We start from the raw sequence: 16,088 nt of genomic DNA, 5'->3' as shown, positions 1-16,088 counted from the left end.
AGCCCGGGTAAGGCGTAGCCGCACCCGGGAGGCCCTTGCCGGCGGCTCCCGGGTGCGCCTCGCTTGCCCGGGCTACAAGGGCATGACGCATCAGGCCTCCGGTGCGCGGTACACCGTGCCGTCCTTCATCACGAAGTCGACCTTCATCACCTGCTGGATGTCCTCCAGCGGATTGCCCGGCACCGCGACGATGTCGGCGCGCTTGCCCGCTTCGATCACGCCCTGGTCGTCGGCGCCGAGCACCTCGGCGGCGCGGATGGTCGCGGCCTGGAAGGCCACCGGAGCGGGGATTCCCGCCTCGACCATGTAGATGAACTCGCGCGCGTTGTCGCCGTGCGGGCCCACGCCCATGTCGGTGCCGAAGGCGATCTTCACGCCGTTCCTGTAGGCCTTGCCGGCGGTTTCCTGGATCAGCGCGCCGATGCGCTGCGCCTTCGGGCGCACGACGTCGGGGAAGTAGCCGTCGATCTTCGCCTTGTCGGCGACGAAGCGGCCGGCATAGATCGTCGGCACGTACCAGGTGCCGTGCTGTTTCATGAGCTTCATGACGTCGTCGCTCATGTACGTGCCGTGCTCGATCGTCGTCACGCCGCCGAGCACCGCGCGCTTCATGCCTTCCTCGCCGTGCGCATGCGCGGCGACGCGGTAGCCGTAGTCCTTCGCGGTGTCGACGATCGCCTTTACCTCGTCGACGGTGAACTGCGGCGCGTCGCCGGATTTCGCGTACGACAGCACGCCGCCGGTCGCGGTGATCTTGATGACGTCGCTGCCTTCCTTGTAGCGCTGGCGCACGGCCTGGCGCGCGTCGTCGATGGAGTTGATGACACCTTCGGTCGGACCCGGCGGGCCGATCAGGTGCGAGAGCGCGTCGTTGTAGCCGTTGGTGGGATCGGCGTGGCCGCCGGTCGTCGCGATGGACTTGCCCGCCGCCCAGATGCGCGGGCCGGACACCAGGCCCTGGTTGATCGCGTCGCGCAGGTGTGGGCTGACTTCGCCGCCGAGGTCGCGCACGCTGGTGAAGCCGGCCATCAGCGTCTTCTTCGCGTAATCGACCGAACGGAAGGCGTAATCGACATCGTCGAGGCGGAAGCCTTCGGAATAGCTCTGCGGGCTCGACTGGCTGCCCAGGTGCACGTGCAGGTCGGTCCAGCCGGGCATGCAGGTGTGGCCGCCCAGGTCCACGCGCGTGGCGCCGGCGACGTCCGCACCGGTGCCACCGATGACCTGTTCGATCTTCCCCTGGCGCACGATCAGCGTCGCGGGACCGGTGAGCCTGCCCGTGCGGGCGTCGAACACCTGTCCGCACTGCAGCGCCTGGGTCGCATCCTTCGCGGGCGTGGCGGTCTGGGCATCGGCATGGACCGGAAGGCTGGCGATGGCGGCCAGCAGGGCAAGATTGAGCGGCTTGAACACGTACGACTCCCCGAATGGTTCGGATCCCCTGGAGGGCCGATTGAAGCACACGTCGCCCGGGCCGAAGGGCGACCGGTGACGCAGCTTTCGCGTCGGACCGGCCGCTGCGGCGCGCTCGCATGGCGGCCCTTGCTGCGCTGCGGTAGGCTTGACGGTCTTTCCCCACGCCTTCCGAACGCCGTGTCCGCCGAAGCCGCAAACGAAACCCGTCCCTACGACCCGCAGGCCATCGAGGGTGATGCGCAGCGCTTCTGGGAGGGCACGCGCGCCTTCGAGGTGAACGAAGCGTCGGACAAGCCCAAGTACTACTGCCTGTCGATGCTGCCGTACCCGTCGGGCGCGCTGCACATGGGCCACGTGCGCAACTACACGATCGGCGACGTCATCAGCCGCTACAAGCGCATGACCGGGCACAACGTCCTGCAGCCGATGGGCTGGGACGCCTTCGGCCTACCGGCGGAAAACGCCGCGATCAAGAACAAGACGGCGCCGGCCAAGTGGACCTACGCCAACATCGCGCACATGAAGGCGCAGCTGCAGCAGATGGGCTACGCGATCGACTGGTCGCGCGAGTTCGCCACCTGCCAGCCGTCGTACTACGTGCACGAGCAGCGCATGTTCGTGCGCCTGATGAAGCAGGGCCTGGCGTACCGCAAGAATTCGGTCGTGAACTGGGATCCGGTCGACCAGACCGTGCTCGCCAACGAGCAGGTGATCGACGGCCGCGGCTGGCGCACCGGCGCGCTGGTGGAAAAGCGCGAGATCCCGCAGTGGTTCCTCAAGATCACCGACTACGCGCAGGAACTGCTCGACGGTCTGGACGCGCTGCCCGGCTGGCCGGATGCGGTCAAGACGATGCAGCGCAACTGGATCGGCCGCAGCGAAGGCCTGGAAATCCGCTTCGACGTGGTCGACGGCGACGGCAACGCGCTCGAGCCTCTGCACGTGTTCACCACGCGCCCGGACACGCTGATGGGCGTGACGTTCGTGTCGATCGCCGGCGAGCATCCGCTCGCACGTCTGGCCGCGCAAAAGGATGCCGAACTCGCCGCGTTCCTCGACGACCTGAAGAAGGGCGGCGTCACCGAGGCCGAACTTGAAACGCAGGAAAAGCGCGGCCGCTACACCGGCCTGAGCGCGATCCACCCGATTACCGGCGAGAAGATGCCGGTCTACGTCGCCAACTTCGTGCTGATGAACTACGGCACCGGCGCGGTGATGGCGGTGCCGGGCCATGACGAACGCGACTGGGAATTCGCGCGCAAGTATTCGCTGCCGGTGCGCATGGTGATCGTGCCGCCGGAAGTGCGCGACGCGGTGAACGAGATCGCCGGCGACCTCGCCAAGCACGAGGACGCGATGAGCAGCGCGCTCGGCGAAGGCGCATCGGCCGACGTGTACGGCACGACGGCCGCGGTGCAGGTCGTGAAGGAATTCGAACGTCGCATCCAGGAAGAGGGCGCGTACACCGAACGCGGCTGGCTGGTGAATTCGGGCGAATTCGACGGCATGGATTTCCAGCAGGCGCTGGACGCGTTCGCCACGCGTTTCGAAGCCGACGGTCGCGGCCAGCGTCGCGTGAACTACCGCCTGCGCGACTGGGGCGTGAGCCGCCAGCGCTACTGGGGCTGCCCGATTCCCGTCATCCTGTGCGCCAAGTGCGGCGACGTCCCGGTGCCGGAAGACCAGCTGCCGGTCGTGCTGCCGGAAGACGTCGCGTTCTCCGGCGTCACCTCGCCGATCAAGTCCGACCCCGAGTGGCGCAAGACCACCTGCCCGCAGTGCGGTGGCGCGGCCGAGCGCGAAACCGACACCTTCGACACCTTCATGGAGTCGAGCTGGTACTACGCGCGCTACACCTCGCCGGGCGCGCAGCAGCAGGTCGACGAACGCGCGAAGTACTGGACGCCGGTGGACCAGTACATCGGCGGCATCGAGCACGCGATCCTGCACCTGCTGTATTTCCGCTTCTACCACAAGCTCATGCGCGACCAGGGCCTGGTCAACAGCGACGAGCCGGCGACGAACCTGCTGACGCAGGGCATGGTCATCGCCGAAACCTTCTATCGCGATCACGAAGACGGCTCGAAGGACTGGATCAACCCCGCCGATGTCGAGGTCATCCGCGACGAACGCGGCCGCATCACCGGCGCGACGCTGAAGGCCGACGGCAAGCCCGTCGTCATCGGCGGCACGGAAAAGATGTCGAAGTCGAAGAACAACGGCGTCGATCCGCAGCTGATGGTCAGCAAGTACGGCGCGGACACGGTGCGCCTGTTCTCGATGTTCGCCGCGCCGCCGGAGCAGTCGCTGGAGTGGAACGAAGCCGGTGTCGAAGGCATGGCGCGTTTCCTCCGCCGCTTCTGGCGCGAAGTGGTCACGCACGTGTCGCAGCCGGATCACCCGGATATCGCCACGCTGCTCGCCGGCGGCGTGCAGCTGGATGCCGCGCAGAAGACGCTGCGTCGCCAGCTGCACGAGACGATCCAGAAGGTCGGCGACGACTACGGCCGCCGCCACAGCTTCAACACCGCGATCGCCGCGCTGATGGAGCTGCTCAACCACGTGTCGAAGTTCGACGACATGAGCGATGCCGGCCGCGCCGTGCGCCACGAGGCGCTGCAAGCGATGGTGCTCCTGCTCAATCCGGTGACGCCGCACGTCTGCCACGCGCTGTGGCAGGCGCTGGGTCACGCGGAAACGCTGCTGGAGGACGTGCCGTTCCCGGTTGCCGATCCCGCCGCGCTCACGCGCGACGCGGTGACGCTGGCGGTGCAGGTCAACGGCAAGCTGCGCGGCACGATCGAGGTGCCGGTGAACCTGGACAAGGCCGAAGTCGAGCGCCTCGCGCTGGCCGAACCGAACGTCGCCAAGTTCATGGAAGGGCTGTCGGTACGGAAGGTGATCGTGGTGCCTGGGAAGATCGTCAACGTCGTCGCGGGCTGACCGCGTGCGGCGAGGCGCCGTCTCCCCCTCACCGTCTCCCCCTCACCGTCATCCCCTCACCGTCATCCCCTCACCGTCATCCCGGCGAAGGCCGGGATCCAGGCCCGTACCGCACGTGCACCGCTGCTTTTGTAGCCCGGGTAAGCGAAGCGCACCCGGGGGCTGTCACGCTCACCCGGGTGCGCTTCGCTTACCCGGGCTACAAGGGCGGCCGTTGCTGTCCACGCGGGATGCGCTCAGCGCATCGGCCGGGTCGCGTGCGCTCTGTCCGACCCATGTGTCTGTCGTGCCCATGTGAATGAATGAAACCGCCCCTCCGCGGCTTGCCCGCGCTGGCGGCGTCCTCCAGACTTCCCGCATGACCCTTCGCACCCTGCTCAAGCGCGCCATCCCCGTCGCCCTCGCGCTGACCCTGACGGCCTGCGGCTTCCATCTGCGCAGCGCGCTCGTCCTGCCGCCAGACCTCGGCCCGGTCCGCGTCGTGTCCGTCGATCGCTACAGCCCGCTCGCCGAGTCGCTCGCGCAGGCGCTGACCCGCGCCGGCGCCGTGCCGGCCACCGAGGAAACGACCGATGCCACCGTGCTCGACCTGATCGCCGAGCGCTGGGGCGACCGCCCGATCAGCCTCGACGAACTCGGCCGCGCGCAGGAGTACTCGCTGCGCTACGCGGTCACCTTCGAACTGCGTCGACCCGATGGGAGCGCGATCGTGCCGCGCCAGACCATCGAACTGGCACGCGATTACGTGTCCAACCCGGTGCAGGCCATCGGCACCGAAGGCGAGCGCGAGATCCTGCAGGGCGAGATGCGCCGCGAGATGGTCGCCTCGGTGCTGCGCCGCCTCGACGCGGTCGCGCGTCGCGCCACCGAGCAGGCCGCCACCCAGGCCGATCAGGCCGTCGCGCCGGGAGCGGAAGCAGCGCCCGACGATCCGACTGCAACGCCGGCCGAGCTGACGCCGCCGCCGACCTCGGACACCACCACGCCCTGATGGAACTGCGTCCGGAGCAACTCGTCGCCCAGCTCGGCCTGGATCGGCCCGAGCCCGCATCGTTGCATCCGGCCTACCTGATCGCCGGCCCCGAACCGCTGCGCGTGCTCGAAGCGGCCGACGCCGTGCGCGCCGCGGCGCGTCGTGCCGGCATCGCCGAACGCGAAGTGTTCGAGGCCGAAGGCAACCAGCGCGAACCGGACTGGAACGCGATGTCCGCCAGCTTCCGCGCCCCGAGCCTGTTCGCCAGCCGGCGCCTGGTCGAGCTGCGCCTGCCCAGCGGCAAGCCGGGCAAGGAAGGCGCGGAGGTGATCGCCGATTTCTGCGCCGACCCGCCGTCCGACGTGACCCTGCTCATCACCGCCGGCGAGTGGAGCAAGCAGCACGGCGGCAAGTGGAGCGAGGCGATCGGCCGGATCGGCCAGATCGCCATCGCGTGGCAGATCAAGCCGCATGAACTGCCCGACTGGATCGAGCGTCGCCTGCGCGCGCGCGGACTGCGTGCGGACTTCGATGCCGTGCAGAGCCTGGCCGAGCGCGTGGAAGGCAACCTGCTCGCCGCCGCGCAGGAAATCGACAAGCTCGCCTTGCTGTCCGATGGGCAATCGCTCGATCGCGATCGCATGGCCGAACTCGTCGCCGATGCGGCGCGGTTCGACGTGTTCCGCCTGGTCGATGCGGCGATGAACGGGCAGGGCGCCCAGGTCTCGCGCATGCTCGCCGGATTGCGCGCCGAAGGCGAAGCCGTGCCGGGCCTGCTCGGCATGATCGTGATGGAACTGCAGCGCGCCGCCTCGCTGGCGCGCGTGCAGGCGCGCGGCGGCAATCTTTCGGCCGAGTTCAAGGCCCAGCGGATCTGGGATTCCAAGCAGCCGATGTACAAGCGCGCGCTGGCGCGCCATGCGTCGCCGCGCTGGGACGCGTTCGTCGCCGAAGCCGGACGCGTGGACCGCATCGCCAAGGGGCGCGTGCGCTACGGCGAAGAACCGGCGGACGCGTGGCTGGCGCTGGAACGCCTGCTGCTCGCCGTCGCCGAACCGCGCGCGACGCGGCTGCTCGCCGGCTGACGCGCGGGCGGCGCATGGCACTGCGCATCCATTACGGCGGCACCTTCGACCCGGTGCACGCGGGACATCTGTCGGTTGCGCGCGAGGTGCGCGATGCGCTGCAGGCGCAGGTGTTCTTCGTGCCGGCCGCCGATCCGCCGCACAAGGACGCCACGCATGCCGACGCCGACGCGCGTGCGCGCATGCTCGACCTTGCCATCGCGGGCGAGCCCGGGCTCAAGGTCGATCGCCGCGAACTGCATCGCGCAGGCCCGTCCTATACCGTCGACACGTTGCGCGAACTGCGCGCCGAAGCCGGCCGCGACGTGCCGCTGGTGTGGATGATCGGCGGCGATTCGCTGCTGCAACTGCACACCTGGCACCGGTGGCGCGAGCTGTTCCAGCTGGCGCACGTACTGGCGGTGGCGCGTCCGGGATCGCACCTGGAGCCGGTCGCGGTGGCGGCGCTGGCCCCGGAGGTGGAGGCGGAGATCGGGCCACGACGTCGCGCTCCGGCCGACCTGAACAGCAGCGCGGCGGGCGGGCTGGCGATTTTCCCGCTGCAGCGTGAACGCCCGGAGTCGTCCACGGAGCTGCGCCGGCGCATCGCCACCGGAGAATCGTGGGAGGACGGCGTCGCACCGGCCGTCGCCGAATACATCCGCCGCCATGGCCTGTACGGCGTCCGGGGCGTCACGCCGGCTTCGTTATAATCCCCGGGCACCGCAATCCCCCAGAGAGTCCCCGCCCCTTGAGTACCGAAGCGCAAGTCATCAAGACCCGCCTGCCCAACCCGCCGCCGCCGGTGGATGCCCTGCTGAAAACCGTGCATGCGGCCGTGGAGGAACTCAAGGCGCGCGACGTCACCGAAATCGACGTACGCGGCAAGAGCAGCGTCACCGACTACATGGTCATCGCTTCGGGCACCTCGACCCGTCACGTGAAGTCGATCGCCGACGAAGTCGTCAAGTTCGCCAAGAACCTCGACGTCCAGCCGCTGGGCGTGGAAGGCGAGCGCGAGGCCGAATGGGTGCTGGTCGACCTGGGCGACGTGGTCGTCCACGTCATGCTGCCGCGCGTGCGCGAGTTCTACGCCCTGGAGCGCCTGTGGACGGTGGGCGACCAGCCGCCGGAAGCGGATGAGGACGATGAGGTCGAAACGGACGCGGAAGAGCGGTTCTAGTTCGCTGCCTCTCTTACGTCGGCCGCGTTTGGTCGCGGTTGAAACGATGCGGATTCTGGACGGCGCCTTCGGGCGCCGTCTGCGTTCTGGTGGATGTTTGAGTAACGCGCGGGCACTCCCTCATCGGTGACCAATTTCACCGTCGATGACGGTGTCGTCGCGGCGACGATGTTCTCGGACGACGATGCTCTCTTGTAGCCCGGGTAAGCGAAGCGCACCCGGGGAGGGAGGCGACCGCGCTCCCGGGTGCGCTTCGCTTACCCGGGCTACAAGGGCAACGACCACAACAACCTGTCTTGCAGTTTTCGCTGGAATGATGGTGGCTGTTTTATCGGTAGCGGAGTGCCCGTAGCGCCACGCGCTCCCATCAGCCCGCGCAACTTCACTTCTCGAAGCAGCACGCAGGCGAAGACCGCAACGCCAAAGCGGCGCGCGTCACCGGCATGGAGAAGAGCGGCCCGCCCCTGCAGGCCGCTCCAACCGCCTCACAGATGCCCACGCTCCCACGGCCCCGTGATCGCGAACGTGATTCCCGGCGTCTGGATGTTCACGAACAGCGTCCGGCTCCACGGATCCCAGCACGCGCCGCAGAACTCGCTTTCGCGGTAGTCGCCTTCGGCGATCGTCTTGTCCGCGTTGGCGATCTGCGTGGACGTCAGCTCGATGTTGTTCTTGCAGAAGTAGAACGACTCGCCGCGTCGCGTCAGCCCGATCAGGCGCGCGCCCGGGCCGTATTCGTCCGGGCTCTCGCCGCCGTCCTCGCACAGCAGCACGCCGCCGCGCGCGCTCACGGTGATGTTGTCGGGATTGTGCGCGGCCAACTGGTTGCCGCTGACGAACAACGCGCGGATGCGCTGCGTGAGCAGGTCGAGCACCCACACCGCGCCGTTGCCGCGGCCACGGCGGCCCTGATCGTCCACGCCGGTGCTGGTGTCGACGATGAACATCTTCCCGTAGCTGTGCCAGATGCCTTCGCCGCGGCTCATGCGCAGCGCGCCATCGGCCCACGCCTGGGCGAACGGGCCGCTGAGCGTTTCGCCCGCGGAGATGTCGGGAAAGCCCGCCGGAGCCGCGATGGTGTCGAGGTCGGGATCGGCGATGTCGATCCATTCCAGCGCGTATTCGTCGCCGATCTTCGCCACCGTGAGGTCCGCGTTGCGCCTGCCGCGCACGCGCGCGGCCTGCAGGCGACCGCCGTGTTCGAGCGAGCCGTAGCGGCCGGCGCGATCGTTCGGGATGAAGCGGTACAGGCCGGCCTTGTTCCGGTCGTCCTCGGTCAGGTAAACGATGCCGGTGCGCGGATCGACCGCGACCGCCTCATGGCTGAAGCGTCCCAGTCCGACCAGCGGACGCCCGCTGGTGCGTTCCGCGTCGGCATGCACTTCGAACACGTAACCGTGCTTGCGGCCGGTGCTGGACGCGTCGTCGGTCTTGATCTCCTCGCAGCTCAGCCACGTGCCCCACGGCGTCGGGCCGCCGGCGCAGTTGACCAGCGTGCCGCCGAGGCTGGCCTCGATGCTGTGCCAGTCGCCGTTGCGATGGATCAGCGTGGTGGTGCCGCCGCCCGCGCGCTGGCCGCCGCCGATGTCGCCGGTGTCGTACATGCCCGGCGCGTTGATCGGCGTGGCGCCGCCGCGCTCGTGGTTGCGGATGAGCACGAGCTCGTGCCCGTGGCCACGGCCCGGATGACGATCGAACCTGCCGCGGCCGGGCTTGCGCACGGCGACCACGGCCATGCCGTCGTGGCGGTCGGGGCAGGGCTGGCCGTCGCTCATCACGTCGCCCGACCAGCCGAAGGAGCGATAGCTGAAGCCGCGCGGCAACTGCAGCAGCGGCAGGCCCGTGCTGCGATCGGCGACCGGCGCGAGCGGGCCGTAGCGGCTGGGGATCGGGGCCAGGCGGGTCGGATCGCCACCGGCGAGCGCCTGGCGCGTGTAGAGCGCGCCAAGGCTGCCGATGGCGCCGACCGCCATCGCGGCGGCGCTGCCTTTGAGGACCTGGCGGCGGGAGGAACCGAATGCGTCCATCTGCGTCTCCTGCGGGGCTGGGGGAAGCCCGAATGCTGGGAGCGCGGCATGGCCGTTCGATGACACCTGCGCGTCAGCGCGCCGGATCGTGACCGTGCGCGGTTACCATCTCACCGATGGAAGCGAAACGATGAAAGCCAAGCTCATCGCCGTGGGCGAACGCGCGCCGCGCTGGGTCGCCGAAGGTTTCGGCGAGTACCAGAAGCGCCTGTCGCACTGGCTGCCGCTGGAACTGGTCGAGGTCGAACCCGGCCTGCGCGGAAAGGGTCGCGATGCCGCACGCGCCATGCAGGACGAAGGCGCGCGCGTGATCGCCGCGCTGCCGAAGAACGCGCTGGTGGTGACGCTCGACGGACGCGGCAAGCCTTGGTCGTCCGAACAGCTGGCGCAGCGCCTCGAACACTGGCGCGCGCAGGGGCGCGACCTGGCGTTCCTCATCGGCGGACCCGAAGGCCACGCACCGGACGTGATCGCGCGCGGCGACGAGTCCTGGTCGCTCGGCCCGCTCACGCTTCCGCACATGCTGGTGCGGCTGGTCGCCGCGGAGCAGTTGTATCGCGCGGCGGCGTTGCTGGCCAATCATCCGTATCACCGGGCGTGATGCCGCTTCGGTTCTGAAGCGAATCCCGCCGGGCCTCCGGCTTCGCCTGCATGACGGAGTGAAGCGGACGTTCGCGATGGGAGCGCATGCGTGATGCGTTGAAGCCCGACAAAAAGCCACCCCGATCGCTCGGGGTGGCTTCGATGCCGCGATGACGCGACGGCTTACCAGCGATAGTTCAGCCCAAGCTGGCCGGTGACATCGTGGTAGTCGCCTGCGCCGTACGCGAGGCCGAGGTTGCCCCAACCCGTCCAGCCGCTGCCGAGCTGCGTCTGCAGGCCGAGCTTGGCTTCGTAGCGGTCGCGCGGCAGTTGCAGTTCGAGCGTGGTGGTGTTGAACGCCATGCGGTTGCGGTCGTCGTCGTGCCACCAGTTCAACGTGACGAACGGCTGCACGAGGTTGCGCTGCGCACTGGCCGCATGCCCGTAGAACCGCACGCCCAAACGCGTGGTCAGGCCACCGGCATCCACGTCGTCGATCAGCGTGCCGTTCTCCTCGCGGTGCTGCGACATGGTGTAGTCGGTGAAGATCGCCTGCGCCTGCGGCTCCACGAAGAAGCGCGTGCTGTCGCCGTCGTTCAGCGCGAACGCGTAACCGGCTTCGATCGAGCCCGCCCAGGTCGACGAGTCGTAACGCTCCGACGCGAGGTAATCGCCCTGCACCTTGTTGTCGTAGCGGCCGTACTGCAGCCAGCCGTCGAGGTACAAGCCGGTGGTCGTATTCGCGTTCGCGAACCACGTGCCGTACAGGCCCAGGTTGTAGCCGACGACCTTGCCCTTGGCGCGCCAGGGCAGCGGGTTCGACGTCACGTCGGTGTTCGCGCGACCGGTGCCGCCCATCAGGCCGACATGGAAGCGGCGGTCACCGGTCCCGCGTGCGATCTCGCCGCCGATCTGCAGCACCGAGGTATCGGTGCCGGCATCGAGCTGGCCTTCGCCCGTGACGCCGTCCATCTGGTTGCGCACCACGCGCACCCACGCCGCCGACGTGCGCCCGTCGTCGCCAGGCGCGCCGAGGTTCGGCTCGCCCATGCGATCGTGCATGGAGTGCTCGAACATGCCCACGGCCGCGGCCTGGTTGGCAAGGTAGGCGGCGGGTTCGGGGCGGTAGAGCGGGGCGGTCGGGACGACGGGGGCGACCGGCGCGGGACCGGGAGCCGGATCGTTGGTATCGGTCGGATCGGGCGTTACCGGCGTCGGGACCACCGGAGTCGGAACGACCTGCACCTCGGAGCGCAGGTACCAGTCGCCGTCGGTCGGCGTCGCGACACCGCCCTTGTAGAGGAGGTACTCGTACGCGCCGGCGGTCGCACGCTTCGCGAGCGCAAAGGTGCCGTTCGATGCACCATCGACCTGCACGACCTGGATGCCATTCGACGTCTGCGCGCCGGCGCCGCCCACGTTATTGACGGTGACGGCAGTGGCCCCTTCGGTATCGCCGTGGACGATGAGCTTGTCGGTGGCGGACGCGTCTCCGCCGAGGGCGGTGTTCAGCACCAGGCGACCGCCGTCGCCCACGTAATCGCCGGTGACTTCCAGCGTCTTGAAGCCCGCGCCTGCCGGTGCGGCGAACCCGATGGTGCCGCCATTGCGCATGGAAGCGACCACCGAGTTGCCGGTCAGCGTCCACAGGCTCGTCGAATCGATGGTGGCGTGGCCCGCGTTCGTCGCCGTGCCCGTGAGCGCCGAGCCGTTCGACAGATTGAAGTCCAGCGTTGCGGAAGGACCGGCGATCAGATCGCCTGCCGTCCGTACGTTGTCCATGTTCAGGGTAAGGGCCGCATCCGGGTTGACCTGCGCGAGCACGCCGTTGTCGCTGGTGATCTTCACGCCGTTGGAGAGCGTCACCGAGCCCTTGCCCGACACCACGCCGATCGTGGCTTCGGCCGAATGCAGGCGGCCGCCATCGACGGTGATGGTGGCGGGGGCATCGAGCGGTGCCGGCGGAGCTTCGTAGCCGAGGGCGTTGCGACCCGCCTCGACGGTCGTGTTCGTCAGCCGCGCGGTGGCGCCGCCGTTGATCGCGACACCGGCGCCATGGGCACTGACGAGCGTGGAATCGGTTGCTTCGAACGTGCCGCCGGGTGCGTTGGCCGCGGTGGTGATGGCCATGGCAGCGTGGCTGTAGGGCGTGCTGCCGGTGCTCTCGATTCGCGAACCATTGCTTACGCGGACGGTGCCTCCCGACACGGCGGTGGCGCCGGCCGCATCGGCGCCCGACACCTTCACGTTCACGTTATCGCCTTCCACCAGGCTGTTCTGACGAACTGCGCTGAGACCATCCGCCGCTTCGCCGCTGGTGGTCACACTGCTGTTGCGGATGCGCACTTCGCCGCCGGTGTTCGCGGTCGCACCGTCTGCCAGCGGGCCATCGGTGACGATGGTGGCGCCGTCGACGTCGATGCGGCTTCCAGCACCAAAGGCCGAGACCGCCATCGATTGCTCGCCATGCGTGGTGACGGTGACATCGTTCGCCGTCACCGTGGCGCCGAGGTAGGCGTCCAGGCCGTTGGCTGTCTTTCCTGCGGTAGTGATGCTGCCGCCGGTGATCGCGACGCGGCTGTCAGGGTCGACAGCACCGATGCCGTATGCGAGCTCACCCTGCGTCGCGATGTTGGTGTTGTCGAGGGTTGCCGAGCCCGCGTCGTAAACGTACACGCCATAGGCGTCGTCCTTGCTCGTCTCGAGCGTCAGGTCCGTGCCGTTCACGACCGCCTTCCCGCCGACCTGCACGGCGTCTGCGAGTACGCCCGAAGTCGTGATCTTCGTCCCGGTCAAGGTCACCTGCGCCGAGTCCGTCGAGTGGACGCCGTCGGAATGGTCGCCGCTGGTGGCAATGCTCCCACCCTGGAAGTCGACCTTGCCGGATTGCGTGGCATACACGCCATACGCGGTTTCTCCCGAGGTCGAAACGGTGGTTCCGTCAGCCTCGATGCTACCGCCCTCGAACGCACGGAGACCGTCCGCATCGGCGTTACTGGTGGAAAGGGTCGCGTCATCGAGTACGACGGTGCCTTCGTCACGCGCAAGGACGCCGACCGCGCTTGCGCCCTCGGTCGCGATCGTGGTTCCGGACGCCGTGATCCGGCTGCCGCCGCCTTCAGACCACAGGCCATTCGCGTAGCTGCCATAGGTGTGCGCGTTGGCGCCCTCGAGCGCCACCTGTCCACCGGACTGGGCGACGGCGACGGCGTTGGGCGCCTCGAGCGTACCGCTCCCGAACGCCTCGATGGCGACGCCGTTCGCATCGATGCGGCTGCCTTCGCCTGCGGCGTGCAGGACCGCGGCGTAGTTGCTGCCGTTCGACTCGATGGAGCCCCCGTTGATCGTGACGCGGCCTGAGTCGACGCTCGACACGACCGCCTGTCCGTTGCCGCTGCCCACGATTGTCGTGTCCTGGGTCGTGATCAGGCTGCCGGCTCCCGACGCCACAAGAGCGGTTCCCTGCGAGCTGCGTACCGTGCCGCCTTCGACCAGCACGCTGCCGCCCAGCGCCACAATGGACGCCGTACCGGTGTTGGTGGTCGTGACCCTGGTGTCGCGAAGCTTCAGCGATCCGCCATCTGCGGCGATCGCACCAAAGCTGGATGGGCCGCTCGCGACGATTTGGGAGTCGCTCAGTTCGATGGTGCTTCCATCATCTGCCACCACGACGGTAGCGGTGTTCTCGCCACCGGAGCGCGCGACGACATCGCTGCCGGTGATCTTGCCGCCGGACAATGCGAGCACCGCGACGCCAGCGTCCTCGGCCTCGATCCCGGTATCGAACGTCTTGCCGTCGGCATTGGCGGCCGGTTCGCCAATAACGATCAGTTGTTCCGCATAAGCGACGGAAGGCGCGCCGACAGCGATGGCCAGATGCAACGCGAGAGCGAGAGGCCGCTGCCTCAGGGGATGAAGCTTCATTGACACTTCCTGGTGAGTTAGGACGAGAGGTGCACGCCCCAACACGGGAAGCCAGGCGTGCGCGATGGACGTCGTGCCGACGTCCGGTCGCGCAGTCTGAAAGTCGTCGGAATGCTGCGAAATAAGAAAAGATCAGCGAGAAAGATTCATGAGTAAGGATTTTCTGACAGCGGTTCTGCGGCCTTTCCGATGCAGTTTCTACAGCGTGAACACCACCGGCAGCCGCCCCAGTGCCTCCACCGCACGTCCGTCCCGCATCGCCGGCACGAAGGTCCACTTCGACAACACGGTGCGACGTGCCGCCTGGTCGAGCATGCGATGGCCGCTGCTGCGCACGATGCGCACATCGAGTGCACGGCCGTCGGTGCCGACGAGGATTTCCAGCTCGACCGTGCCGCTCAGGCCAGCGCGCATCGCTTCGGCGGGATAGGGCGGCGGCGGTGCGCGCAATGCCTGCAGTTGCGCGATGGGCGAAGTCGTCGCAGGTTCGATCGTGGCGGGTCCTTCATCGACAACGTTCGCGGGCGCCTCGATCGCCATGTCGCCCGGCTGCGCATCGACCACCGGTTGTTCGAGTTGCGCGACGACGGGCCGCGTCTGCGGCGAGGGGCGCGTCACCGGCGTCGGTGGCCTGCGCGTGATCTCGACGCGTTCCGGCGGTGGCGGATCGACCGGACGGATCTTCGGCAACTGGATGATCGTGATCGCTTCGTGCGGTGTGGCGGGCGCGTCGGGCGCGCGCTGCGAGAGCGGCACCAGCAGCGCGAGCAGCAACGCGCCGTTGATCAGCAGCGTGCCGGTGTTCGCGGCGATGCGTCCGCCGTCGATGGACTCATGGGCAGCGGAAGGAAGGTGGATCGCGTGTGCCATGGCGGAACCTCCTGGGGTGTGCCATGGCGTCGAACGCGCGGAGGCGTCCGTCGGGGTTCCGCGTGTGTATCGACGCAAAAAAAATGGACCCGCCGAGGCGGGTCCATTCGTGAGGCGCGATGTGTGCCGCTCAGTCCGGCGTCGGTCGCTCGCTCAGGTCGTCGTTGCCGCCGCCCTCATCCGGGTTCGGCTTCTCGCGACGCTTCGGGTAATGCGCGTCGTCGCGATCGCGCGGCTCGGTCTCGGCGTAGCCGGGATTGCGGCCGGATTTCGGATCGGCAGCGGGCGGAGCGTTTTTTCCGGACGCGTTTCTTCGCAGCGGGGACATCGTCAGTTTCCGAGTTCGAACACGACGTCGAGATTGACCGAAAGGACGTTTTCGCCGGGTGAGATCGGCGTGGACTCGGCGCGATCCATCGCCTTCATCGCCATCATCGGCATCGGACGCGGCGGGGCGAAGCTGCCGCCCTCGCTGATGCTGACGATGCGGCGCACCTTCCTGCCCAGCGTCTTGGCGTACATCTCGGCGCGGGCCTGGGCCTTTTCGACCGCCGCACGGCGGGCTTCGTCGTAGGCGGCTTCCTTCTTGGCGTCGTCCAGGTCGAAGGTCGGGCCGTTGATCTGGTTGGCGCCGGTGGCGACCAGCGCATCCATGATCTTCCCGAGCTTGGCGATGTCGCGCACGGTGATGTTGACGTTGTTGATCGCCTGGTAGCCGGTGATCGTCGGCGGCTGGTTCTCGCCGTACTTGTACTGCGGGTTGAGGTTGACGCCGCTGGTCTGCACGTCGCGCTCGGCGATGCCGGCGGCCTTGATCGCCGCGACGACCTTCGCCATCTGCTCGGCGTTGGCGCGCATGGCGGCGTTGGCGTCGGCGGCCTGCGTGACCACGCCGGTGGACAGCGTGGCGATGTCGGGCGCGCGGCGGGCCTCGGCCTGGGCGGACACGTTGAGCAGCGTGCCTTCGGTGGCTACGTAGGGCGTGGTCTGGGCGGGGCTCACGGCGGGGACGGCTCCGAGGGCGAGGACGGCGGCAAGGACGAGCGGACGCAGGGAGAGGCGGGACAGCTGGGGCATGACAACTCCTTGGGTTGGAAGGGCCGTCT

12 protein-coding genes are annotated in these 16,088 nt (G+C 68.4%); 6 read left to right on the top strand and 6 right to left on the bottom strand.

The window, feature by feature from the left end; genetic code table 11:
- Positions 1-90 precede the first annotated feature (90 nt).
- Positions 91-1,413 carry an amidohydrolase family protein gene (locus tag I4U41_RS03085; protein ID WP_206859669.1) on the bottom strand — a complete coding sequence of 441 codons (1,323 nt, stop codon included), beginning with the start codon at positions 1,411-1,413 and terminating at the stop codon, positions 91-93.
- 180 nt (positions 1,414-1,593) lie between these two features.
- Between I4U41_RS03085 and leuS the strand changes: the two genes are divergently transcribed.
- The 5 genes from leuS to rsfS all read left to right on the top strand — a co-directional run bounded on the left by leuS (position 1,594) and on the right by rsfS (position 7,579).
- The gene (leuS, locus tag I4U41_RS03080) at positions 1,594-4,359 is read left to right on the top strand and encodes a leucine--tRNA ligase (RefSeq protein WP_206859668.1); all 2,766 of its coding nucleotides are present in this window, start codon (positions 1,594-1,596) and stop codon (positions 4,357-4,359) included.
- A 358-nt stretch (positions 4,360-4,717) separates the two neighbouring features.
- A complete protein-coding gene (locus tag I4U41_RS03075) occupies positions 4,718-5,350 on the top strand; it encodes an LPS-assembly lipoprotein LptE (protein WP_206859667.1) in 633 nt (210 codons plus the stop codon).
- Entirely contained in the window at positions 5,350-6,417 is a 1,068-nt protein-coding gene (gene holA, locus I4U41_RS03070; protein ID WP_206859666.1) for a DNA polymerase III subunit delta, read from the top strand. The genes I4U41_RS03075 and holA overlap by 1 nt, the downstream gene beginning before the upstream one ends.
- Positions 6,418-6,431: 14 nt before the next feature.
- A complete protein-coding gene (gene nadD / locus I4U41_RS03065) occupies positions 6,432-7,109 on the top strand; it encodes a nicotinate-nucleotide adenylyltransferase (RefSeq protein WP_206859665.1) in 678 nt (225 codons plus the stop codon).
- 38 nt (positions 7,110-7,147) lie between these two features.
- Positions 7,148-7,579, top strand: a complete 432-nt coding sequence (rsfS, locus tag I4U41_RS03060; protein WP_206859664.1) for a ribosome silencing factor — start codon at positions 7,148-7,150, stop codon at positions 7,577-7,579.
- Between the two features lie 485 nt (positions 7,580-8,064).
- Here rsfS and I4U41_RS03055 read toward each other — a convergent pair whose 3' ends face one another.
- Positions 8,065-9,606, bottom strand: coding sequence for an alkaline phosphatase PhoX (locus tag I4U41_RS03055; protein WP_206859663.1), 1,542 nt, complete (start codon positions 9,604-9,606; stop codon positions 8,065-8,067).
- Positions 9,607-9,736: 130 nt separating this feature from the next.
- On the opposite strand from I4U41_RS03055, the gene rlmH reads away from it, so the two are divergent.
- Positions 9,737-10,207 (top strand): 23S rRNA (pseudouridine(1915)-N(3))-methyltransferase RlmH, encoded by a 471-nt coding sequence (gene rlmH, locus I4U41_RS03050; RefSeq protein WP_206859662.1) that lies wholly within the window; start codon positions 9,737-9,739, stop codon positions 10,205-10,207.
- Between the two features lie 164 nt (positions 10,208-10,371).
- On the opposite strand, the gene I4U41_RS03045 is transcribed toward rlmH, so the two are convergent.
- The 4 genes from I4U41_RS03045 to I4U41_RS03030 all read right to left on the bottom strand — a co-directional run bounded on the left by I4U41_RS03045 (position 10,372) and on the right by I4U41_RS03030 (position 16,059).
- On the bottom strand, positions 10,372-14,112 hold the full coding sequence (locus I4U41_RS03045; RefSeq protein ID WP_206859661.1) for an autotransporter outer membrane beta-barrel domain-containing protein: 3,741 nt from the start codon (positions 14,110-14,112) through the stop codon (positions 10,372-10,374).
- 198 nt (positions 14,113-14,310) lie between these two features.
- Positions 14,311-14,982 (bottom strand): energy transducer TonB, encoded by a 672-nt coding sequence (locus tag I4U41_RS03040; protein WP_206859660.1) that lies wholly within the window; start codon positions 14,980-14,982, stop codon positions 14,311-14,313.
- A gap of 130 nt (positions 14,983-15,112) precedes the next feature.
- On the bottom strand, positions 15,113-15,310 hold the full coding sequence (locus I4U41_RS03035; RefSeq protein ID WP_206859659.1) for a hypothetical protein: 198 nt from the start codon (positions 15,308-15,310) through the stop codon (positions 15,113-15,115).
- A gap of 2 nt (positions 15,311-15,312) precedes the next feature.
- Positions 15,313-16,059, bottom strand: a complete 747-nt coding sequence (locus I4U41_RS03030; protein WP_206859658.1) for an SIMPL domain-containing protein — start codon at positions 16,057-16,059, stop codon at positions 15,313-15,315.
- Positions 16,060-16,088: the final 29 nt, after the last annotated feature.

Origin of the sequence: Lysobacter changpingensis, from assembly GCF_017308985.1 — a bacterium.
GTDB classification, from domain to species: Bacteria; Pseudomonadota; Gammaproteobacteria; order Xanthomonadales; family Xanthomonadaceae; genus Lysobacter_J; species Lysobacter_J changpingensis.
Note: the sequence above shows the minus strand (reverse complement) of the source record. Positions and strands in the feature narration are given on the sequence as shown.

What these genes read in the sequence shown, in the direction of transcription:
- rlmH (WP_206859662.1), top strand. Translation starts at nt 9,737, where the DNA reads ATGAAAGCCAAGCTCATCGCCGTGGGCGAACGCGCGCCGCGCTGGGTC.
- I4U41_RS03035 (WP_206859659.1), bottom strand. Translation starts at nt 15,310, where the DNA reads ATGTCCCCGCTGCGAAGAAACGCGTCCGGAAAAAACGCTCCGCCCGCT.
- I4U41_RS03075 (WP_206859667.1), top strand. Translation starts at nt 4,718, where the DNA reads ATGACCCTTCGCACCCTGCTCAAGCGCGCCATCCCCGTCGCCCTCGCG.
- I4U41_RS03045 (WP_206859661.1), bottom strand. Translation starts at nt 14,112, where the DNA reads ATGAAGCTTCATCCCCTGAGGCAGCGGCCTCTCGCTCTCGCGTTGCAT.
- I4U41_RS03030 (WP_206859658.1), bottom strand. Translation starts at nt 16,059, where the DNA reads ATGCCCCAGCTGTCCCGCCTCTCCCTGCGTCCGCTCGTCCTTGCCGCC.
- I4U41_RS03055 (WP_206859663.1), bottom strand. Translation starts at nt 9,606, where the DNA reads ATGGACGCATTCGGTTCCTCCCGCCGCCAGGTCCTCAAAGGCAGCGCC.
- holA (WP_206859666.1), top strand. Translation starts at nt 5,350, where the DNA reads ATGGAACTGCGTCCGGAGCAACTCGTCGCCCAGCTCGGCCTGGATCGG.
- nadD (WP_206859665.1), top strand. Translation starts at nt 6,432, where the DNA reads ATGGCACTGCGCATCCATTACGGCGGCACCTTCGACCCGGTGCACGCG.
- I4U41_RS03040 (WP_206859660.1), bottom strand. Translation starts at nt 14,982, where the DNA reads ATGGCACACGCGATCCACCTTCCTTCCGCTGCCCATGAGTCCATCGAC.